Genomic DNA, 21113 nt, shown 5'->3' with positions numbered 1-21113 from the left:
GTCAAGAATAAGGAAAAGGATGCGATGAACACTTACATCCGTTGGTTCCAACGCGTCATCTGGGTCGGGATTGTCATGAACATGGTCTTCGCGATCCCGGCGCTATTCGCGCCGGCGTTGCTGACGTCCATGATCGGTCTGCCGCCCGTATTGTCCGATCCCTGGCTGGAAAACGCCGGCATGTTGCTGGTGGGGATCAGCCTGTTCTACATGCCCTCGGGCTTCAACGCGCCGCGTTTCGTGGTGCATTCATGGTTGTGCGTGCTGTCGCGGCTGGTGGCCGTGGTGTTCTGGGTCTACCTGATCAACACCAACAACCAGGGCTCGCTGTTCGTGCCGATGCTGATGGGCGACTTGAGCATGTTCCTGATCCTGGGCGTGCTGCTGTACCTGGGCAGCCCGGTGGCCAATCGTCCCCTGGCCTTGCTCTGCGCCGGTTGGCGGGATTGGCGTGCCGGCTGGGCGCTGCGCTGGCAGAGCCACGGTTTCAAGGTCGGCACGTTGGTGGTGCTCTTGCTGTTGGGTTTCATCGGCTACCAGACCTGGTACCAGATGATCCGGGAAGTGCCACAACCGGACTTCGCCTCCGACGAAGACCATTACAAATACGCCGCCATCGGCCTGGGCATCGAAGCGCGGATTCCCTACTACCTGTTCGCCGTGCTGCCGCAGATGTGTCCGGAAAAACTGCCCAGGCCGGGTGGCTACGAGGTGTTCGGTTTTCTCTATGAGAACGGCAACGACTTGCCCATCGGCATGGCCAAGCGGCAGCTCGGCTACCCGACCGTGGAGCCCAACTGCGCCCTGTGCCACACCGGCTCCTACCGGGCCAATGCCACTGACGTCGCGGTGCCAGTCGCCGCCGCGCCGGCCAATACCCTGCAACTGCAGGCCTTCCAGTGGTTCGCCTACGAATGCGCCAGCGATCCGAAATTCACCCCCGACGCGGTCATGGCTGCGATCACCGGCAAGTTCCAGCTGGGCTTTTTCGAAAAGCTCTACAACCGCTACTTGATCATCCCGATGGCCAAGAGCGCGTTGCTCAAGCAGAAACAAGCGTACGCCTGGCAGAAGCTGCGCCCGGCCCAAGGGCCAGGACGGACCGACACCTTCAACCCGACCAAAATGGTGGTGTTCGGCTTCCCGGATGATTCCACCATCGGCACCGTGGACCTGCCGCAGGTCTGGAACCAGAAACCTCGGGAGTCCATGTACCTGCATTGGGATGGCAATAACAACAAGATCCACGAACGCAACTACGCGGCGGCCATGGCCGTGGGCGCGACACCCGATTCGGTGCTGCCACCGAGTTTCAACCGCGTCACGAACTGGCTACTGGGCCACAAGGCACCGGCCTGGCCGTTCGCCCTGGACCAGGGGAAAGTGGCCCAGGGCAAACCGATCTGGGAGAAAAACTGCGCCGGCTGCCACGACTTCGGCCGCAGCGACACCGGCCAGGTCACCACCAACATCGACCAGTTGGGCACCGACCCCCATCGCCTGAACTCCTTCACCACCGGCCTGGTGACGGCCTTCCACGGCTTCAAGAAACCGCCGTTCGACTTTGGCGCCTACCGCAAGACCCAGAGCTACAGCAACACCCCCACCGATGGTATCTGGCTGCGGGCTCCGTACCTGCACAACGGTTCGGTGCCGACCCTGTGGGATTTGCTGCAAGCGCCGGAGCAGCGGCCGCAGGTGTTCTACACCGGCTCCGACATCTACGACCAGGAGAAGGTCGGCTTCATCACCAGCGGCGCGCAGATGAAGGCGTCGGCGGATTTCAAATACGACACCCGCCTGGAAGGCAACCACAACGGCGGTCACCTGTATGGCACGCAACTGTCGGACGTCGACAAGCGGGCCCTGATCGAATTCATGAAAACCCTGTAGCCCAGGGCATAGCGAAGGAGCGTCCACATGTCATTACTGCACCATTGGGAGCATGAGTTCGACAAGGTCAAGGTCCGCCTGCACGGGTTGGTGACGCGGCTGGAAATGTCCTGGAAAAAACTCGTCAACGACCTGGAGCCCGAGGAGTTCCAGGCCATCGTCAAGCTGCTGCAACGAGGCCACGACCAGGCCCGGCACGTTATCGATCACGGGGATCTGCCTGACGACGAGCCGGCGGTGCCGTGGGAGTTGGCCCACGGCTTGTCGATCCTCAAGATCGGCAACGCCACGCCCCTGCCGCAAAAAGAAGAAGAATTGCCGACCCGCGTGCTCAAGGACGGTACGTTACTGGGCTGCCGCAAATGGGAACTGCTGGACCTGCTGTGGAGCGAGGCGCTGCTCAAGTGGATCGAAAACCTGCGCCACCATGCGCCGTTCGCCACGAACCCGGCGCTGGTGAAAATGGACAACGACGTGGTGCTGGCCATCGCCGGCGACTGGGGCACCGGGCCGTTCGACAGCCATGCGCCCGCTGTGGCCGTCGCCAACCAGATGCAACTGGCCCAGGCGGATTTCACCATTCACCTGGGCGATGTCTATTACGCCGGCACGCATTCCCAGGAGGACGTCGACATGGCCGGCTGGCCGCAGGGCAAGCACGGTTCGTTTACCCTCAATTCCAACCATGAGATGTACAGCGGCGCCCATGGCTATTTCAAGGAACTGGCGGCGCGTTTTCCGGTGCAACAGGGCACCAGCTATTTCGCCTTGTACAACGATGACTGGTTGGTGGTCGGCCTCGACAGCGCGTACGCCTCGGACGCGATGAACCTGTACATGGACGGCACCCTCAACACCCAACAGATCGAGTGGATGAAAACCCTGCCCAAGCGCAAGAAACTCATGGTCCTCAGCCATCATCAGGGCTTCGATATATCCGGGCACCACAAGACCGCGCTTTACCAACCAGTGTGCGATGCCCTGGGGCGTGAGCCGGATTACTGGTATTGGGGGCATTTGCACAATGGCATCTGCTATGCGCCGCAAGGCGGTTTGCACGCGCGCTGCGCCGGGCATGGGGCGATTCCCTATGGCACCACGAGCGAGTTGAACGGACATGCCCGGGTGTTGTGGTCGGAAACCCAGTTGGCGGGCGACGAGGCTTATCCGGAGCGGGTGCTGAACGGGTATGTGAAGGTGGCGCTGAAAGGGGAGGCGATTGTCGAGACGTTCTATGGGGAGGATGGGTCGGTGAGGTGGTCTTCTTCGAGTTGATTGGATAAAGGTGAAACCGTCTTCGCGAGCAGGCTCCCACAAGGAATCTTCGGTGCGTCGCAGATCCGTTGTGGGAGCTTTTTTATATCGAGAAATGGATTGGAGCTGTACGCCTCGTTTTATCTTCCGGTTAATACGGTTCCCGTCCTCATGAGGAGGGCGGTTCATTCACGGAAGATAAAATGTCTGTTTTCAAGAAAATCCCAAAGCTGTGGGGCCTTCCGGGCGCCCTGTTGATGACCGCGTCCGCGGCTTTTGCGGGGGAAACCGCGCCGGGCATCGATGACCTCGGCAAACCCTTCAACCAATACACCTGGGTGACCGCACACAACGGTTACGTGGACGACATGCGCACACAACTGGAGCGAGGCGTGCGCGGCTTCATGCTGGACCTGCACCCCGGCAATCTGTCGGGAGAGGCTGATGTCTACCTCTGCCACGCAGGCGAGACGGGGCGCTGCGATGTGCGTAATGACCGGATGCTTGTCGACGTATTGAACGACGTGTTCCTGCCGTTCCTTCGCAGCAGTCCGGAGGTTGTGGTCACCCTGTTGCTGGAAAACTACGTCGACCGGATCAACCTGCAAGACGCGCTTAGCCGTGTACCTGGCTTGGCGGACTGGGTGTTCGACCCAAGTCCTTACGCCGAAGACCCCACCTGGCCAACGCTGGCCCAGATAATCGCCAGCGGCAGGCGCCTGGTCATCCTGACTGACCGGAGCGCGGGAGCGTATGAGATCGATGGCAAGACCCTCCATCTGCTGCGTGACAAGCAGTGGGAAAACCAGAATTACTGGGACTTGGGCATCACGGTTCTGGAGCACGAGTGGAGCTGCCCATCGCGTTGGGAACAGTACGACGCGCACGTATGGGCGTCCGGATTTGGTCATTGGCCGAGGCTGTTCGTGATGAATCAGTTCCACACCTGGGGGGCGACTGCGGACCACGCAGCGGCCTTGGACAACAACCTGACCTGGCTTGAGCGACGCGTGGACAATCATTGCGCAGTCGCGATGGGCAAGCGTACCGCGCCGAATTTCCTGGCGATCAACTTCAACCAGGCCGGTGATGCCTTCTCCTATGCCGCTGCATTGACTCAGGGCGGGTTCTATTTTTATGAAGCGAATCAGGCCAGTCCGGTCGGGGACACCACCTGCGTCATTCCCGCAGGCCAAAGCCAGTCCCTGAGATTGCCCGCGCGCGGTTGTGAGAATGATGAAGCGCGGTCGATGAAGTTACGCGGCATTTCTGCGGGCACGCGTGTGATGGTCTATGACTCGCCTAGCGGTAGCATCACGGATGACTATGCCGTCATCGATATCAAGCGCGATATCGGCCTCGACGAAGCGATAACGGTCAGCACGTTCGAGCGCAACGAGGATAACGCCGATTTCAGGCTGGTTTATGTTCGTGAGAACGGCCTGGATGGCAAGATTTCCCGCATTGTCATCGGCGAGACGCCGTTGGATTCCGACGCGAATGACATGCAGTAGAAATCTTGCATCTTGAGCGAGTGGAAAAAGCAAAACCCCGCAGCATCCAAGGATGTCTGCGGGGTTCGTCAATGGACTGCTCAGCCTTGTACCGGAACGCCCTTGAGGTAAGGCGCCGGTTCTGCTCCGAGGTTGTTGAGCATGCGCTCGCTGTACCAATCCACGAAGTTCACCACGCCGAACTCATAGGTCTTGGAGTACGGGCCCGGCTGGTAGGCGGTGGAGTTGATGCCGCGCTGGTTTTCTTCGGCCAGGCGACGGTCCTGGTCGTTGGTGGCGTCCCAGACTTCGCGCATGCGGGCCACGTCGTAGTCGACGCCTTCGACCGCGTCCTTGTGCACCAGCCACTTGGTGGTAACCATGGTTTCCTGGGCGCTGATCGGCCACACGGTGAACACGATGATGTGGTCGCCCATGCAGTGGTTCCACGAGTGCGGCAGGTGCAGGATACGCATCGAGCCCAGGTCCGGGTTCTTGATGCGGCCCATCAGCTTGGCGCAGCCCTGCTTGCCGTCCATGGTCATCGACACGGTGCCCTTGAGCAGCGGCATGCGCACGATACGGTTGCGCAGGCCGAAACTGGCGTGGGCGTAAGGGATCTTCTCGGCTTCCCAGGCGGCGGCGGAGGCGGCCACGTGGTCCTTGAACGCCTGGTCGGCGCGCGGGTCGGTGACGTCGTCCCATTCCAGCAGGGTCTTGAGCAATTCGGGGTGCGAGGCGTTGCAGTGGTAGCACTCGCGGTTGTTTTCCAGCACCAGTTTCCAGTTGGCCTTTTCCATCAAGGTGGTTTGCACCGCCACCTTGGTGTTCTCCATGTCGTACGGTTCCATGTAATGGTTCAGCGTCGACAGGAAGTCATCGATGGCCGGCGGGTTCTCGGCCAGGCTGATGAAGATGTAGCCGCCAGCGGTTTTCACGTTCACCGGCTTGAGGCCGTACTGCTTCATGTCGAAGTCGGCGCCCATTTCGGTGCCGGCGAACAGCAGGCGACCGTCCAGCTCGTAGGTCCACTGGTGGTAGTGGCAGACCAGCTTGGCGACCTTGCCCTTGTCGCTGGTGCACAGCCGCGAACCGCGATGACGGCAGACGTTATGGAATGCATGCACCACGCCTTCGGCACCGCGGATCACAATGATCGGGTTCTTGCCGACCTGCAGCGTCAGGTAGTTGCCCTTGGCCGGGATTTCGCAGGTCATGCCGGCGATCAACCATTCCTTCTGGAAGATTTCCTGCATGTCGATATCAAACAGGCGTTCATCACTGTAGAACGGTTGCGGCAGCGAAAAGGTGCGTTCGCGCTCTTGGAGCATCTGCGCGGTGGCCTTGCGTGCGGGTTCCAGCGGATCGCCCAGGCTCAGGGTAGTGGTGACGTCCATCGTTTTGTCCTCATGGTCCTCTACGTGACCATCAAAAAAGTGGCTGATCGGTTGTGCTACGCAAGGCAAAAAATCTGTTTGTCTGTGGGGGCGAGTGTGGGGCCGCGCAGGGGCGCAACCTTATCCATGGGCGACATGGCCCAATCTGTTCCCGACGCGCAAGCCCCGGTAGTTGGGGGCTGGTCGCGATAAGTATGTGAATGTCGCAGATAGGTAAATGGCGGCGCAGGCGCCTGCGCACAATCGCCCTCATGAAGGCCGGCAGTCGGCCGTGGAGATCAGCATGTCCAATAATTTCCTGAACCCGGTCACGACCCAGACCTGGGCCAATGGCCGACATATCGTGCGTTGCGTCAAAGTCATCCAGGAAACCTGGGATGTGCGCACCTTTTGCTTCATGGCCGACCAGCCGATCATGTTCTTTTTCAAGCCTGGGCAGTTTGTCACCCTGGAGCTGGAAATCGAAGGCCAGCCGATCATGCGTTCCTACACCATCTCCAGCTCGCCGTCCGTGCCCTACAGTTTCTCCGTAACGATCAAGCGCGTGCCCGGGGGCAAGGTCTCCAACTGGTTGCACGACACCCTGCACGAAGGCCAGGAACTGGCGGTGCACGGGCCGGTGGGGCTGTTCAACGCCATCGATTTCCCGAGCCCGAAAGTGCTCTACCTCAGTGGCGGCGTGGGCATTACGCCGTGCATGTCCATGGCGCGCTGGTTCTACGACACCAACGCCAATGTCGACATGACTTTCATCCACAGCGCCCGCTCGCCCAAGGACATCATCTACCACCGCGAGCTGGAGCACATGGCTTCGCGGATCGACAATTTCAGCTTGCACCTGATCTGCGAAAAGCATGGCCTGGGCGAGCCGTGGGCCGGGTATCGCGGTTATCTGAACCACAAGATGCTGGAACTGATGGTGCCCGACTTCCTGGAGCGCGAAGTGTTCTGCTGCGGTCCGACCCCGTACATGACCGCCGTCAAGCGCCTGCTGGAAGCGGCCGGCTACGACATGAAGCGTTATCACGAGGAATCCTTCGGCGCCACGCCACCGGAAGCCCGTGCCGACGCCGTGGAACAGGCCGAACAAGCGGCCGACGCCCCTGAAATCGACGCGGCGGACCTGCACATGGTGGAATTCACCTCATCGGGCAAGAGCATTCGCGTGGGGCCGGGAGAAACCGTCCACGCCGCCGCCGCCAAGCTCGGCATGATGATTCCCAAGGCCTGCGGCATGGGCATCTGCGGCACCTGCAAGGTCTTGAAGCTGGGCGGGGAAGTGGAGATGGAGCACAACGGCGGGATCACTGAAGACGACGAGGCTGAGGGATACATCCTGTCGTGCTGCAGCGTGCCGAAGGGGGACGTGCGGATCGATTTCTGATTTGCTCGCTCAGGCAGGTGTAAATCCCTCTGTGCCTGGAGGGATTTACTCGTGCCTACGGGGATTTACCCGTGGCGAAAGGATAAATCCCCTCGCCACAGGTGTCCCGGCCCGGTCTTGAGTGTGTTTCTACTTAGCCCGCCATCACTTCCCGAATATCCGCCGCCAATTCCCGCACTCGCGCTTCTTCGGTGTCCCACGAGCACATGAAGCGTGCGCCGCCCTTGCCGATGAAGGTGTAGAAGCGCCAGCCCTTGGCAGTCAGCGCGGCGATGGCCGGTTCCGACAGTTGCAGGAACACGCCGTTGGCCTGGACTGGGAACATCAGTTCCACGCCGGGAATGTCGCTGACCAGCTCGGCGAGCAATTGCGCGCAGTGGTTGGCATGGCGGGCGTGCTTGAGCCAGGCGTCGTTTTGCAACAAGCCGACCCAGGGCGCGGACAGGAAGCGCATTTTCGACGCCAGTTGCCCGGCCTGTTTGCAGCGGTAGTCGAAGTCTTCGGCCAGGTCGTGGTTGAAGAACAGGATCGCTTCACCCACCGCCATGCCGTTTTTCGTGCCGCCAAAGCACAACACGTCCACGCCGGCTTTCCAGGTCAGGTCGGCCGGGCTGCAGCCGAGGAAGGCACAGGCGTTTGAGAAACGCGCGCCGTCCATATGCAGGTTCAGCCCCAGCTCCTTGCAGGTAACGCTGATGGCACGGATTTCTTCCGGCGTATAGACGCTGCCGACTTCGGTGGCCTGGGTCAGGGTGACGACGCGGGGCTTGGGGTAGTGAATGTCCTGGCGCTTGAGGGCAACCTCGCGGATCGACTCGGGGGTCAGCTTGCCGTTTTCAGTGCGAGCCACCAGCAGTTTGGAGCCGTTGGAGAAAAACTCCGGCGCGCCGCATTCGTCTGTTTCGACGTGGGCGGTTTCCGAGCAGATCACGCTGTGGTAACTCTGGCACAGCGACGACAGGGCCAGGGAGTTGGCCGCCGTGCCATTGAACGCGAAGAACACTTCGCAGTCGGTTTTAAATAGCTCTCGAAAGCCATCTGCCGCGCGATGAGTCCAATCGTCATCGCCATAGGCGCGCTGGTGCCCCTGGTTGGCTTCTTCCATGGCCGCCCAGGCTTCGGGGCAAATGCCGGAATAATTGTCGCTGGCGAATTGTTGACTCTTGTCGGTCATGGCCTTGCTCCTTGAATAGAGAGTCCTGGGTAAGAGATCCCTGGCGGAATTCCCCGGATGAGGGGTTCCATGGTTCGGCGTGCTTGGGTCCACAACGCCGTGAACGATTCTGGTGCGCACTTTACCCAAGATTGATGGGGGAACATAAGGGATGTTTCTGTCAGGAAAAGACCTTGTCATTGAGTCGATATAAACATGGGGCGACGTGATGGCGCGCTGGACCTGCTCAAGTGGCTGGCACTGTTGTCGATGATCCTTGATCATCTGCGATATGTCGGTTTTTCCGCCGATTGGTTGTATGTGCCGGGGCGGTTGGCGTTTGCGTGGTTCTGCCTGGCGATCGCGGCGAACCTGGCGCGCAACGATGCCAGCAGCAGCCCGTGGCGCTACCTGGGCTGGCTGTTGCTGTTCAGTGCCGTCAGTGAAATTCCCTATCGCTTGTTCATTCCCGACCCCGCCACCTTGAATGTCATGCCAACGTTGATGCTTGGGTTATTGGTGGCGCGCTGTTGGCAGACGCCCACGCTGGAGGCGCGATGCCTGGCCGCAACGGCGTTGCTGCTGGCAGCGCTGTTTTCGTCGCGGCTGATGTTCGGCTTCTACGGCGTGCTGCTGCCGGTGGCGATGTTGCTGGTGTTTCGCCGGCCCTGGTATTTCGCGTTGCTGCCGGGATTGGTCTGCGTGGCGGCCAATCAATGGCGGGTCTTGTATGGCGCGGCATGGCTGGGGGATGCGGTGGCGATTTGGGGGCTGGTGGCTTGCCTGATTGCGCCATGGCTGGGGCTGATGCTCTTGCGACATGCCAGTCGTTTTCATCCATTGCCGATGCGGCGCTGGGCGTATGGCCTTTATCCCGCGCATTTCCTGGCCTTGCTCGCGGTTCGCCAAGCAATGGCTTAACCCCGTGGCGAGGGAGCTTGCTCCCGCTGGGCTGCGAAGTAGCCCCAAGACCTGACATCTTGTTTATCAGGCAGATCTGCGTGGGCCTTTTTGGGAGGGCTTCGCCCTCCAGCGGGAGCAAGCTCCCTCGCCACAGTGCCGGTGCTCCATTCCATTTGAGCGCATGTCGTAAACGCACCTTTGCGTGGCGTCCATAGGCATTTGACCTGCCTGCGCCGGCCATACCATCGCATCCAAAGGGCACGACCGAAACGGTCCGTGCCTCACCGAGACGAAAGGCGCACCGCCGCCGCTGGGAGAGACGCGATGTTCAGCAAGCAAGACCAAATCCAAGGCTACGATGATGCACTGCTGGCGGCGATGAATGCCGAGGAGCAACGCCAGGAAGATCACATCGAACTGATCGCGTCGGAGAACTACACCAGCAAGCGTGTGATGCAGGCCCAGGGCAGCGGCTTGACCAACAAATACGCCGAAGGCTATCCGGGCAAGCGCTACTACGGTGGTTGCGAGCACGTCGACAAGGTCGAAGCCCTGGCCATCGAGCGCGCCAAGCAACTGTTCGGCGCTGATTACGCCAACGTCCAGCCGCACTCCGGTTCGTCGGCCAACAGCGCCGTGTACCTGGCCTTGCTGCAAGCCGGCGACACCATCCTGGGCATGAGCCTGGCCCACGGCGGTCACCTGACCCACGGTGCCAAAGTCTCGTCCTCGGGCAAGCTCTACAACGCGGTGCAATACGGCATCGACACCACCACCGGCCTGATCGACTACGACGAAGTCGAGCGCCTGGCGGTCGAGTGCAAGCCGAAGATGATCGTCGCCGGTTTCTCCGCCTACTCCAAGACCCTGGATTTCCCACGCTTCCGCCAGATCGCCGACAAGGTCGGTGCGCTGCTGTTCGTCGACATGGCCCACGTCGCCGGCCTGGTCGCCGCCGGCCTGTACCCGAACCCGCTGCCGTACGCCGACGTGGTGACCACTACCACTCACAAAACCCTGCGCGGTCCACGTGGCGGCCTGATCCTGGCCAAGGCCAACGAAGAAATCGAGAAGAAGCTCAACGCCGCAGTATTCCCCGGCGCCCAGGGCGGCCCGCTGATGCACGTGATCGCCGGCAAGGCCGTGTGCTTCAAGGAAGCGGCGGAGCCTGGCTTCAAGGCTTACCAGCAGCAAGTGATCGATAACGCCCAGGCCATGGCTGGCGTGTTCATCAAGCGTGGCTACGATGTAGTGTCCGGTGGCACCGACAACCACCTGTTCCTGGTCAGCCTGATTCGCCAGGGCCTGACCGGCAAGGACGCCGATGCTGCGCTAGGTCGCGCCCACATTACCGTCAACAAGAACGCCGTGCCGAACGACCCGCAGTCGCCGTTCGTGACCTCGGGCCTGCGCATCGGCACCCCGGCGGTGACCACGCGTGGTTTCAAGGTTACCCAATGCGTCACGCTGGCCGGCTGGATCTGCGACATTCTCGACAACCTCGGCGATGCCGATGTCGAGGCCAATGTCGCGCAACAAGTGGCGGCCCTTTGCGCGGACTTCCCGGTTTATCGCTGAGTCGGTTTTGGAGTAAATGACTATGCAACGCTATTCGGGCTTCGGCCTCTTCAAACACTCACTCAGCCATCATGAAAACTGGCAGCGGATGTGGCGCACGCCGACCCCGAAAAAGGTCTACGACGTGGTCATCGTCGGCGGTGGCGGGCATGGCCTGGCGACCGCCTACTACCTGGCCAAGGAACACGGCATCACCAACGTAGCCGTGGTCGAGAAGGGCTGGTTGGGCGGCGGTAACACCGCGCGCAACACCACCATCGTGCGCTCCAACTACCTGTGGGACGAATCGGCCCACCTGTACGAACACGCGATGAAACTCTGGGAAGGCCTGTCCCAGGACCTGAACTACAACGTGATGTTTTCCCAGCGCGGCGTTTACAACCTGTGCCATACCCTGCAGGACATCCGTGATTCCGAGCGCCGTGTCAGCGCCAACCGCCTCAACGGCGTGGACGGCGAGCTGCTCAACGCCAAGCAAGTCGCCGACGAGATCCCGTACCTGGATTGCTCGAAAAACACCCGCTACCCGGTGATGGGCGCCACCGTCCAGCGTCGCGGCGGCGTGGCCCGTCACGATGCCGTGGCCTGGGGCTTTGCCCGGGCGGCGGACGCGTTGGGCGTGGACCTGATCCAGCAGACCGAAGTGATCGGCTTCCGCAAGGAAAACGGCGTGTGCATCGGAGTCGAAACCAACAAGGGCTTCATCGGCGCCAAGCGCGTCGGCGTGGTCACCGCCGGTAACTCCGGGCACATGGCCAAGCTCGCGGGCTTCCGCCTGCCGGTCGAATCCCACCCGTTGCAAGCGTTGGTGTCCGAGCCGATCAAGCCGATTATCGACAGCGTGATCATGTCCAACGCCGTGCACGGCTACATCAGCCAGTCCGACAAGGGCGACCTGGTGATCGGCGCCGGTATCGACGGCTACAACGGCTACGGCCAGCGGGGTTCGTACCCGGTGATCGAGCACACCATCCAGGCCATCGTCGAGATGTTCCCGGTGTTGTCCCGCGTGCGCATGAACCGCCAGTGGGGCGGCATCGTCGACACCACGCCGGACGCCTGCCCGATCATCTCCAAGACCCCGGTGCCGAACATGTTCTTCAACTGCGGTTGGGGCACCGGCGGCTTCAAGGCCACCCCGGGCTCGGGCAACGTCTTCGCTGCAAGCCTGGCCAAGGGTGAAATGCACCCACTGGCCGCGCCGTTTTCCATCGACCGTTTCCACAACGGCGCACTGATCGACGAACACGGCGCTGCTGCCGTCGCCCACTAACAGGAGAAATCCCTATGTTGCACATCTTCTGTCCTCACTGCGGCGAACTGCGCTCCGAAGAGGAATTCCATGCATCCGGCCAGGCGCACATCCCGCGTCCGCTGGATCCGAACGCCTGCACCGACGAGGAGTGGGGCGACTACATGTTCTTCCGTGACAACCCACGCGGCTTGCACCATGAGCTGTGGGACCACGTCGCCGGTTGCCGCCAGTATTTCAACGCGACCCGTGACACCGTGACCTACGAGATTCTCGAAACCTACAAGATCGGCGAAAAGCCGCAGTTCACCGACAAGGCTGACAGTCCGAAAGCGGCTGCACAGGCTCTGGGAGAGAAGGTATGAGCCAGATCAATCGCCTGTCCAACGGCGGACGGATCGACCGCAACAAAGTGCTGACATTCACCTTCAACGGCCAGACCTACAAAGGCTTCGAAGGCGATTCCCTGGCCGCTGCGCTGCTGGCCAACGGTGTCGACATCATCGGTCGCAGCTTCAAGTATTCCCGTCCGCGTGGCATCTTCGCCGCCGGCGCCGAAGAGCCGAACGCGGTGCTGCAGATCGGCGCCACCGAAGCCACGCAGATCCCGAACGTGCGCGCCACGCAACAGGCGCTGTACCAGGGTTTGGTCGCCACCAGCACCAACGGCTGGCCGAACGTGAACAACGACATGATGGGGATTCTCGGCAAGGTCGGCGGCAAGCTGATGCCGCCGGGCTTCTACTACAAAACCTTCATGTACCCGCAATCGTTCTGGATGACCTACGAGAAGTACATCCGCAAGGCCGCAGGCCTGGGTCGCTCGCCGACCGAGAACGATCCGGACACCTACGACTACATGAACCGTCACTGCGACGTGCTGATCGTCGGCGCTGGCCCGTCCGGCCTGGCCGCCGCGTTGGCTGCCGGCCGCAGCGGTGCCCGAGTGATCCTGGCCGATGAGCAGGAAGAGTTCGGCGGCAGCCTGCTCGACTCCCGTGAAAGCCTGGACGGCAAGCCGGCGACCGAATGGGTCGCTGCCGCGGTGGCTGAACTGCGCTCGATGCCCGAAGTGGTATTGCTGCCTCGCGCTACGGTGAACGGTTACCACGATCATAACTTCCTGACCATCCATGAGCGCCTCACCGACCACCTCGGCGACCGCGCACCGATCGGCCAGGTTCGCCAGCGCATCAACCGCGTCCGCGCCAAGCGCGTGGTCCTGGCGACCGGCGCCTGCGAGCGTCCGCTGGTCTACGGCAACAACGACGTGCCGGGCAACATGCTGGCCGGCGCCGTGTCCACCTACATCCGCCGCTACGGCGTGGCACCGGGCAAGAAACTGCTGCTGAGCACCAACAACGACCACGCCTATCGTGTCGCTCTGGACTGGTTCGATGCCGGCCTGCAAGTGGTCGCCGTCGCCGACGCGCGCAGCAACCCACGTGGCGCGCTGGTGGAAGAAGCGCGCGCCAAGGGCATCCGGATCCTCACCGGCAGCGCCGTCATCGAGGCCCGTGGCAGCAAGCGCGTGACCGGGGCACGGGTTGCCGCGATCGACGTCCGCGCCCACAAAGTCACCAGCCCCGGCGAATGGCTGGACTGCGACCTGGTGGCCAGCTCCGGCGGCTACAGCCCGGTGGTCCACCTGGCTTCGCACTTGGGTGGCAAGCCGATCTGGCGTGAAGACATCCTCGGTTTCGTACCGGGCGAAGCACCGCAAAAACGTGTCTGCGTCGGTGGTGTGAACGGCGTCTACAGCCTCGGCGATAGCTTGGCCGACGGCTTTGAAGGCGGCGTGCGCGCGGCCAGCGAAGCCGGCTTCAAAGCGGTGGAGGGCGTATTGCCCAAAGCCCTGAGCCGTCACGAAGAGCCGACCCTGGCGCTGTTCCAGGTGCCTCATGAAAAAGCCACCGCACGGGCGCCGAAGCAATTCGTCGACCTGCAGAACGACGTCACTGCCGCCGCCATCGAACTCGCCACCCGCGAAGGCTTCGAGTCGGTGGAACACGTCAAGCGCTACACCGCACTGGGCTTCGGCACCGACCAGGGCAAGCTGGGCAACGTCAACGGCCTGGCCATTGCGGCCCGCTCGCTGAACGTGAGCATCCCGCAGATGGGCACCACCATGTTCCGTCCGAACTACACGCCGGTGACTTTCGGCGCGGTGGCGGGTCGGCACTGTGGGCACATCTTCGAGCCGGTGCGTTTCACCGCGCTGCATGCCTGGCATGTGAAAAACGGTGCCGAGTTCGAAGACGTCGGCCAGTGGAAGCGCCCTTGGTACTTTCCGAAGAACGGCGAAGATATGCATGCCGCGGTCAAGCGCGAATGCAAGGCCGTGCGTGACAGCGTCGGCCTGCTCGACGCCTCGACCCTGGGCAAGATCGACATCCAGGGTCCGGATGCCCGCGAGTTCCTCAACCGCGTCTACACCAACGCCTGGACCAAGCTGGACGTGGGCAAGGCCCGCTACGGCCTGATGTGCAAGGAAGACGGCATGGTCTTCGACGACGGCGTGACAGCCTGTCTGGCGGACAACCACTTCCTGATGACCACCACCACCGGCGGCGCGGCGCGCGTACTGCAATGGCTGGAGATCTATCACCAGACCGAATGGCCGGACCTGAAGGTGTACTTCACCTCGGTCACCGACCACTGGGCGACCATGACCCTGTCGGGCCCCAACAGCCGCAAGCTGCTCGGCGACGTCACCGACATCGACCTGGACAAGGACGCGTTCCCGTTCATGACCTGGAAGGAAGGCCTGGTGGGCGGCGTGCCGGCCCGGGTGTTCCGGATCTCGTTCACCGGTGAGCTGTCGTACGAAATCAACGTGCAGGCCGACTACGCCATGGGCGTGCTCGAGCAGATCGTCGAGGCCGGCAAGAAGTACAACCTGACCCCGTACGGCACCGAGACCATGCACGTATTGCGGGCCGAGAAGGGCTTCATCATCGTCGGGCAGGATACCGACGGCTCGATGACCCCGGACGACCTGAACATGGGCTGGTGCGTCGGCCGGACCAAGCCGTTCTCGTGGATCGGCTGGCGCGGCATGAATCGCGAAGATTGCGTGCGTGAAGACCGCAAGCAACTGGTGGGCCTCAAGCCGATCGACCCGAATGTCTGGCTGCCGGAAGGCGCGCAATTGGTGTTCAACCCGAAGCAGGCGATCCCGATGTCGATGGTCGGCCACGTCACCTCCAGCTATGCGCATAATTCCCTGGGTTATTCGTTTGCGATGGGCGTGGTCAAGGGCGGCCTCAAGCGCCTCGGCGAGCGGGTGTTCGCGCCATTGGCCGACGGCAGCGTGATCGAGGCAGAGATTGTTTCTTCGGTGTTCTTCGATCCGAAAGGCGATCGGCAGAATATTTGATACCTGATCGTTCCCACGCAGAGCGTGGGAACGATCAATCTACGGAACGGGTGCTCCATATGACCGCAGTCAACGTGTACCAACAACGCCCAACCACCGGGGCCAAGGCCGAGTCGTCGCTGCATCATGCCGACCTCGCCAGCCTGGTGGGCAAGGGTCGCAAGAATGCCGGTGTGACCGTGCGCGAGAAAAAACTCCTGGGCCACCTGACCCTTCGGGGCGACGGCCACGACCCGGCGTTCGCCGCCGGTGTGCACAAGGCCCTGGGCCTGGAATTGCCAGGTGCCCTGACCGTCGTCATCAAGGGCGAAACCAGCCTGCAATGGCTCGGCCCGGATGAATGGCTGTTGGTAGTCCCCACCGGCGAAGAGTTCGCCGCCGAGCAGAAGCTGCGTGAAGCCCTGGGCGACCTGCACATCCAGATCGTCAACGTCAGCGGCGGCCAGCAGATACTCGAACTGTCCGGCCCGAACGTGCGCGACGTGCTGATGAAATCCACCAGCTACGATGTCCACCCAAGCAACTTCCCGGTGGGCAAGGCGGTGGGCACGGTGTTCGCCAAGTCGCAACTGGTGATCCGCCACACTGCCGAAGACACCTGGGAACTGGTGATCCGCCGCAGCTTCTCCGATTACTGGTGGCTGTGGCTGCAGGATGCGGCGGCGGAGTATGGGTTGAGCGTGCAAGCCTGATTCTTGGCCTTGGAATGCTGATGTGGCGAGGGAGCAAGCTCCCTCGCCACGGGGTTTTGTGTCGCTTCGTTAAATTCGAACAGGAGTCACCGCAATGAGCCGCGCCCCAGACACATGGATCCTGACTGCCGACTGCCCCAGCGTGCTCGGCACGGTGGACGCGGTGACCCGCTTTCTATTCGAGCAGGGCTGCTACGTCACCGAGCATCACTCGTTCGACGACCGGCTCTCGGCGCGCTTCTTCATTCGCGTGGAGTTTCGCCAACCCGACGGTTTTGACGAGCAGAATTTTCGCGCGGGCCTGGCTGAGCGGGCGCAAGCCTTCGGCATGGTCTTCGAACTGACGCCACCCAACTACCGACCCAAAGTGGTGATCATGGTCTCCAAGGCCGATCACTGCCTGAACGATCTGCTCTACCGCCAGCGCATCGGCCAACTCTCCATGGATGTGGTGGCCGTGGTCTCGAACCATCCGGACCTCAAGCCGCTGGCCGACTGGCACCAGATTCCCTACTACCATTTTCCCCTGGACCCGAACGACAAGCCGGCCCAGGAGCGGCAGGTGTGGCAGGTGATCGAAGACACCGGCGCCGAGCTGGTGATCCTTGCGCGCTACATGCAAGTGCTGTCGCCGGAACTGTGCCGCAAGCTCGATGGCAAGGCGATCAACATCCATCACTCCCTCCTGCCGGGTTTCAAGGGCGCCAAGCCGTATCACCAGGCCTATAACAAAGGCGTGAAACTGGTGGGCGCCACGGCGCACTACATCAACAACGACCTGGACGAAGGCCCGATCATCGCCCAGGGCGTGGAAGTGGTGGACCACAGCCACTATCCCGAAGACCTGATTGCCAAGGGCCGGGACATCGAAGGGCTCACGTTGGCGCGGGCGGTGGGGTATCACATTGAGCGAAGGGTGTTCTTGAACGCCAATCGCACGGTCGTTCTTTAAATTTCCAGGGCCGCTTCGCAGCCCATTCGCGAGCAGGCTCGCCAAGAGGCCCTGAGAGACAAAAAACAGACAAGCCACAAGCACTAACCCGAGCAATCAACGCGCTGCCTGCCTGGGCGGCGCAGTTTCATAAAAACAACAGCGAGGTGAAAGCATGTCCGGTAATCGTGGTGTCGTGTATCTCGGCAACGGCAAGGTCGAAGTACAGAAAATCGACTATCCCAAAATGCAGGACCCGCGCGGCAGGAAGATCGAGCACGGCGTCATCCTGCGCGTAGTCTCCACCAACATCTGCGGCTCCGACCAACACATGGTGCGCGGCCGCACCACCGCCCAGACAGGCCTGGTCCTGGGTCACGAAATCACCGGTGAAGTGATCGAGAAGGGCAGCGATGTCGAGAACCTGAAGATCGGCGACCTGGTGTCGGTGCCGTTCAACGTGGCTTGCGGGCGCTGCCGTTCCTGCAAGGAAATGCACACCGGCGTCTGCCTGACCGTCAACCCGGCCCGTGCCGGCGGTGCCTATGGTTATGTGGACATGGGCGACTGGACCGGCGGCCAAGCCGAATACGTATTGGTGCCGTACGCCGATTTCAACCTGCTGAAACTGCCGGACCGCGACAAGGCCATGGAGAAAATCCGCGACCTGACCTGCCTGTCCGACATCCTGCCCACCGGCTACCATGGCGCCGTCACCGCCGGCGTTGGCCCTGGCAGCACTGTCTACATCGCCGGTGCCGGCCCGGTTGGCCTGGCCGCTGCTGCTTCCGCTCGCCTGCTGGGCGCGGCAGTCGTGATCATCGGTGACGTCAACCCGGTTCGCCTGGCCCACGCCAAGGCCCAGGGTTTCGAAATTGCCGACCTGTCCCAGGACACGCCGTTGCACGAACAGATCGCCGCCTTACTGGGCGAGCCTGAAGTCGACTGCGCCGTCGATGCGGTAGGCTTCGAAGCCCGCGGCCATGGCCACGACGGCGTCAAGCACGAAGCCCCGGCCACCGTGCTCAACTCGTTGATGGGCGTGGTTCGTGTCGCCGGCAAGATCGGCATCCCCGGCCTTTACGTCACCGAAGACCCGGGTGCCGTCGATGCGGCAGCCAAAATGGGCAGCCTGAGCATCCGCTTCGGCCTGGGCTGGGCCAAATCCCACAGCTTCCACACCGGCCAAACCCCGGTGATGAAGTACAACCGCCAGCTGATGCAGGCGATCATGTGGGACCGTATCAACATTGCTGAAATCGTCGGTGTGCAGGTGATCAGCCTGGATGATGCGCCGAAGGGTTACGGCGAGTTCGACGCGGGCGTGCCGAAGAAGTTTGTGATTGATCCGCATAAGTTGTTCAGTGCGGCGTAAGCGGTAAAGGGCTGGACGGAAGAAGGGCGACAGTGATGTCGCCCTTTTTAGTTTCAGTAAGGTAACCCAGCAAGGTAGTAGCGTTTCTGTCTACGGGATATTGGGTCTCTCGCCTCATACGGAGCCGGCGAGGATTATCCCTTCAGCCGAAACACGATGTGCACGGGGGGTGAGTTCAAGTCTGCAAAACTGATCGCTACAACAACGATGGCGTTGTCCGTCTGTATAGCTATGGCTGGGTTGGTAAGGAGCCACTTTTTGTGAAAATGTGACAAGCCTCCATTCCCGAAGCTGAGATCCAAAGTTCCATTTGGCAGGTAGCGGCCGAAAACCAATTTCGTGCCCGTATCTAGAATGTGTACAGTTTCGCCACAGGCGACGATATGCCCGCGCTGATCAATTGCGCAGTCCCGCCATCTGAAGTCTGGCTCTATGGGTTGAAGGATGGGTTCGCCATTATTGAAGTCCGTATCCTTTGCGCCGTCCTTGTCGATGCTTGTCAGCATGCCACCTGGAGGGCCATCGGGTACGTTGTAACCGGCACCGAGAAGTTTGGAGTTGCCGTGAATAGCCGTGGCGTATATGACGCCTGGGCCTACGGAACCCAGGAGGAAACCGCCTGAGCCAAAACTCGTGTCGAGGCGACCGTCCAAATGCAAGCGAGCCCAAGCCGGAACACCGTCCAGGGAACCCGCCAGATATAGGCGCTCATTGGTTACCAATAACTTCGCTAGCACCGTTTCAATTTTTGCGGGCGATTCAATTACGACAGCCCCGCCATCGCCAAAATCCATTGCGAGGTTTCCACTCTCATCAAGACACATGAGCAGTGTAAGACCTAGTGTGGAATTTGGCCTGATCGCTCTGCCCGCAATATAGATGCGGCTGTCGTGCACGCATAATGATATTTCGTCTAACGTGGGTTTCAAATAGCTGGGGGCGCCATCTTTTGAGGTTGTTATGCGATTAGCCAGTCCCAGCTGCAACTGATCGAATTTAAAAGATAGAACCGAGTGGCCTTTATGGCCGAATGAAGAGTCAAGCTCACCATTTGGAAGGTGGCGGGACAGGCCGAATTGCATTTTATTGCTGTCGCGATCAATCAATACCGCCCCGAGTGTCAGGATCTTTCCGTCCGGCGATACGAAAATGCGGAAGGCCTCGCTTGGGAAATTTGAAGCGTAAGCGCCTTGAATAATATTGCTGTTGTTGTAGAACGAGCCGGGTGTGCCGTCAGGGGTGAAAACCGATATGCAATAGTCAAGGTCGAAGCCACTGTCGCCTTCCTCCAATATTTTTTTTGTCGCTCCGGCTATATAAATATTGTTGTTGGGGCCGATCGCCACATTATTGGCGGAGACCCCTAGAAGTTCGAGAAGATTTCCGCCATTGAACTCGGGGTCAAGTTCTCCTGCGCGAGGCGTTGTCCCATGGTTGGCGTCGATAGTCATCGTTGTCATGGTTATTAAGTCCCAACAGAAAAGTTAAGAGCAACTGCCATTGGTTTTCGCGAGCCGCTCTGGTCGGTGTTAGATGAGGGAGCGTAGCATTCATCGCGGCTGCCGTTATTTGACGAGATAATAGAAATGTTTGTAATTGTGTCGATGTTATTTTGTCGTGGCTTTCAATGTAGGACTTTCGTGAAGTGTGGTCGCTAGCCTATAAACAATATGTTCGTTTAAATGTTCGGTTGATGTCGTGGAATGTGTGAGAGGCGTTTATATTTGTATGGGCGTTGCATGTATTTAATTGCGTGGTTGGGGCGCCGCTTATAAACATTAAGCTTATGGGTGATTATTGACGTGCCGTTGCCATTTTGATCCGCTCGCAGAACGCTGGATAAAACCCATGGCCGCTCGGACCCCGGCAATAATCCTGGGCCTGGGTCAAGGCCTCGCGGCTGAATGTCATGCTGCGTGGCGTGCTGGCAAAGTCCACGTAGCCGCCCTGTTGCGTCTTGATGGCCTCGAAGCCTGGCATGTCGTAGGCCAGTTCCACGTCATCATCGACGAGCATCCGTGCCTTGACCGTGATTTGCGTGTATTCCTTGCCACCGGGCGCGCCGTTGAGAGCGGCCAGGCCATGGCCCACCACCCGCAGCATGCGATCGACCCACGGGTCAGACGCTTCCGTGGCCGATTCTGGGCGGTAGAGCAGGGTCAGTGACTGTTGGCCGCGAATCACTTCGGTGAGGGCGGGGTCGGTTCGCTTGATGCGATGCTCAATGGTCAGCCAGGTTTTTTCCGCCTCGCTGAGATTGTCGGCGAGTTCCGGATTCAAGGGGCCACGCTGGCATTCGGTGACGCCGAAGGCGATGAGCATGCCTGTCAGGATAACCGCGAGGGCGCCGCCACTGATTTGTACGTTCATAGACATGCTCTGCTGGAGGATTTGGCACTTTACGGTAACCGTGACGTTGATGGCAGGGG

Annotated in this window: 16 protein-coding genes; 12 read left to right on the top strand and 4 right to left on the bottom strand. The window is 60.8% G+C overall.

Features of this window, described 5'->3' with window-relative positions; all coding sequences use genetic code 11:
* The first annotated feature begins 24 nt into the window (after nt 1-24).
* The 3 genes from JZ00_RS06665 to JZ00_RS06655 all read left to right on the top strand — a co-directional run bounded on the left by JZ00_RS06665 (nt 25) and on the right by JZ00_RS06655 (nt 4661).
* The gene (locus JZ00_RS06665) at nt 25-1893 is read left to right on the top strand and encodes a c-type cytochrome (RefSeq protein ID WP_039590631.1); all 1869 of its coding nucleotides are present in this window, start codon (nt 25-27) and stop codon (nt 1891-1893) included.
* 27 nt (nt 1894-1920) lie between these two features.
* Nucleotides 1921-3168 carry a metallophosphoesterase gene (locus tag JZ00_RS06660; RefSeq protein ID WP_039590632.1) on the top strand — a complete coding sequence of 416 codons (1248 nt, stop codon included), beginning with the start codon at nt 1921-1923 and terminating at the stop codon, nt 3166-3168.
* A 182-nt stretch (nt 3169-3350) separates the two neighbouring features.
* Nucleotides 3351-4661 (top strand): PI-PLC domain-containing protein, encoded by a 1311-nt coding sequence (locus JZ00_RS06655; RefSeq protein ID WP_052742288.1) that lies wholly within the window; start codon nt 3351-3353, stop codon nt 4659-4661.
* 80 nt (nt 4662-4741) lie between these two features.
* Here the strand turns inward: JZ00_RS06655 and gbcA are convergent, their stop codons facing one another.
* Complete coding sequence (gene gbcA, locus JZ00_RS06650) at nt 4742-6037, bottom strand: glycine-betaine demethylase subunit GbcA (RefSeq protein ID WP_039590635.1); 1296 nt, start codon at nt 6035-6037, stop codon at nt 4742-4744.
* A gap of 283 nt (nt 6038-6320) precedes the next feature.
* Here gbcA and gbcB point away from each other — a divergent pair, with 283 nt between their 5' ends.
* A complete protein-coding gene (gbcB, locus tag JZ00_RS06645; protein ID WP_039590878.1) occupies nt 6321-7421 on the top strand; it encodes a glycine-betaine demethylase subunit GbcB in 1101 nt (366 codons plus the stop codon).
* Between the two features lie 133 nt (nt 7422-7554).
* Here the strand turns inward: gbcB and JZ00_RS06640 are convergent, their stop codons facing one another.
* On the bottom strand, nt 7555-8595 hold the full coding sequence (locus JZ00_RS06640; protein WP_039590636.1) for a threonine aldolase family protein: 1041 nt from the start codon (nt 8593-8595) through the stop codon (nt 7555-7557).
* A gap of 195 nt (nt 8596-8790) precedes the next feature.
* Here JZ00_RS06640 and JZ00_RS06635 point away from each other — a divergent pair, with 195 nt between their 5' ends.
* The 8 genes from JZ00_RS06635 to fdhA all read left to right on the top strand — a co-directional run bounded on the left by JZ00_RS06635 (nt 8791) and on the right by fdhA (nt 18684).
* Entirely contained in the window at nt 8791-9495 is a 705-nt protein-coding gene (locus tag JZ00_RS06635; RefSeq protein ID WP_082112052.1) for a TraX family protein, read from the top strand.
* A gap of 306 nt (nt 9496-9801) precedes the next feature.
* Nucleotides 9802-11055, top strand: coding sequence for a serine hydroxymethyltransferase (glyA, locus tag JZ00_RS06630; RefSeq protein WP_030139294.1), 1254 nt, complete (start codon nt 9802-9804; stop codon nt 11053-11055).
* A gap of 22 nt (nt 11056-11077) precedes the next feature.
* Nucleotides 11078-12328 carry a sarcosine oxidase subunit beta gene (locus JZ00_RS06625; protein ID WP_030139293.1) on the top strand — a complete coding sequence of 417 codons (1251 nt, stop codon included), beginning with the start codon at nt 11078-11080 and terminating at the stop codon, nt 12326-12328.
* A 14-nt stretch (nt 12329-12342) separates the two neighbouring features.
* Nucleotides 12343-12672, top strand: coding sequence for a sarcosine oxidase subunit delta (locus JZ00_RS06620; RefSeq protein WP_039590645.1), 330 nt, complete (start codon nt 12343-12345; stop codon nt 12670-12672).
* Entirely contained in the window at nt 12669-15686 is a 3018-nt protein-coding gene (locus tag JZ00_RS06615; RefSeq protein WP_039590648.1) for a sarcosine oxidase subunit alpha, read from the top strand. The genes JZ00_RS06620 and JZ00_RS06615 overlap by 4 nt, the downstream gene beginning before the upstream one ends.
* Nucleotides 15687-15745: 59 nt before the next feature.
* Nucleotides 15746-16378, top strand: a complete 633-nt coding sequence (locus JZ00_RS06610; RefSeq protein WP_039590650.1) for a sarcosine oxidase subunit gamma — start codon at nt 15746-15748, stop codon at nt 16376-16378.
* 94 nt (nt 16379-16472) lie between these two features.
* Entirely contained in the window at nt 16473-17330 is an 858-nt protein-coding gene (gene purU, locus JZ00_RS06605) for a formyltetrahydrofolate deformylase (RefSeq protein ID WP_039590651.1), read from the top strand.
* A gap of 154 nt (nt 17331-17484) precedes the next feature.
* Nucleotides 17485-18684 (top strand): formaldehyde dehydrogenase, glutathione-independent, encoded by a 1200-nt coding sequence (gene fdhA / locus JZ00_RS06600; protein WP_039590652.1) that lies wholly within the window; start codon nt 17485-17487, stop codon nt 18682-18684.
* Between the two features lie 134 nt (nt 18685-18818).
* Here the strand turns inward: fdhA and JZ00_RS06595 are convergent, their stop codons facing one another.
* Together JZ00_RS06595 and JZ00_RS06590 are read right to left on the bottom strand one after the other, a co-directional pair.
* Nucleotides 18819-20144 carry an NHL repeat-containing protein gene (locus JZ00_RS06595; protein ID WP_082112051.1) on the bottom strand — a complete coding sequence of 442 codons (1326 nt, stop codon included), beginning with the start codon at nt 20142-20144 and terminating at the stop codon, nt 18819-18821.
* A 334-nt stretch (nt 20145-20478) separates the two neighbouring features.
* Nucleotides 20479-21054 (bottom strand): hypothetical protein, encoded by a 576-nt coding sequence (locus JZ00_RS06590; RefSeq protein WP_039590655.1) that lies wholly within the window; start codon nt 21052-21054, stop codon nt 20479-20481.
* Nucleotides 21055-21113 lie beyond the last annotated feature (59 nt).

It is taken from the genome of Pseudomonas frederiksbergensis, assembly GCF_000802155.2.
In the GTDB taxonomy this organism is placed as follows: Bacteria; Pseudomonadota; Gammaproteobacteria; order Pseudomonadales; family Pseudomonadaceae; genus Aquipseudomonas; species Aquipseudomonas frederiksbergensis_A.
This window is presented reverse-complemented; position numbering and strand designations above follow the sequence as displayed.

Coding starts and splice junctions, on each gene's coding strand:
- JZ00_RS06665 (WP_039590631.1), top strand. CDS start 25: ATGAACACTTACATCCGTTGGTTCCAACGCGTCATCTGGGTCGGGATT.
- JZ00_RS06660 (WP_039590632.1), top strand. CDS start 1,921: ATGTCATTACTGCACCATTGGGAGCATGAGTTCGACAAGGTCAAGGTC.
- JZ00_RS06655 (WP_052742288.1), top strand. CDS start 3,351: ATGTCTGTTTTCAAGAAAATCCCAAAGCTGTGGGGCCTTCCGGGCGCC.
- gbcA (WP_039590635.1), bottom strand. CDS start 6,037: ATGGACGTCACCACTACCCTGAGCCTGGGCGATCCGCTGGAACCCGCA.
- gbcB (WP_039590878.1), top strand. CDS start 6,321: ATGTCCAATAATTTCCTGAACCCGGTCACGACCCAGACCTGGGCCAAT.
- JZ00_RS06640 (WP_039590636.1), bottom strand. CDS start 8,595: ATGACCGACAAGAGTCAACAATTCGCCAGCGACAATTATTCCGGCATT.
- JZ00_RS06635 (WP_082112052.1), top strand. CDS start 8,791: ATGGGGCGACGTGATGGCGCGCTGGACCTGCTCAAGTGGCTGGCACTG.
- glyA (WP_030139294.1), top strand. CDS start 9,802: ATGTTCAGCAAGCAAGACCAAATCCAAGGCTACGATGATGCACTGCTG.
- JZ00_RS06625 (WP_030139293.1), top strand. CDS start 11,078: ATGCAACGCTATTCGGGCTTCGGCCTCTTCAAACACTCACTCAGCCAT.
- JZ00_RS06620 (WP_039590645.1), top strand. CDS start 12,343: ATGTTGCACATCTTCTGTCCTCACTGCGGCGAACTGCGCTCCGAAGAG.
- JZ00_RS06615 (WP_039590648.1), top strand. CDS start 12,669: ATGAGCCAGATCAATCGCCTGTCCAACGGCGGACGGATCGACCGCAAC.
- JZ00_RS06610 (WP_039590650.1), top strand. CDS start 15,746: ATGACCGCAGTCAACGTGTACCAACAACGCCCAACCACCGGGGCCAAG.
- purU (WP_039590651.1), top strand. CDS start 16,473: ATGAGCCGCGCCCCAGACACATGGATCCTGACTGCCGACTGCCCCAGC.
- fdhA (WP_039590652.1), top strand. CDS start 17,485: ATGTCCGGTAATCGTGGTGTCGTGTATCTCGGCAACGGCAAGGTCGAA.
- JZ00_RS06595 (WP_082112051.1), bottom strand. CDS start 20,144: ATGACAACGATGACTATCGACGCCAACCATGGGACAACGCCTCGCGCA.
- JZ00_RS06590 (WP_039590655.1), bottom strand. CDS start 21,054: ATGAACGTACAAATCAGTGGCGGCGCCCTCGCGGTTATCCTGACAGGC.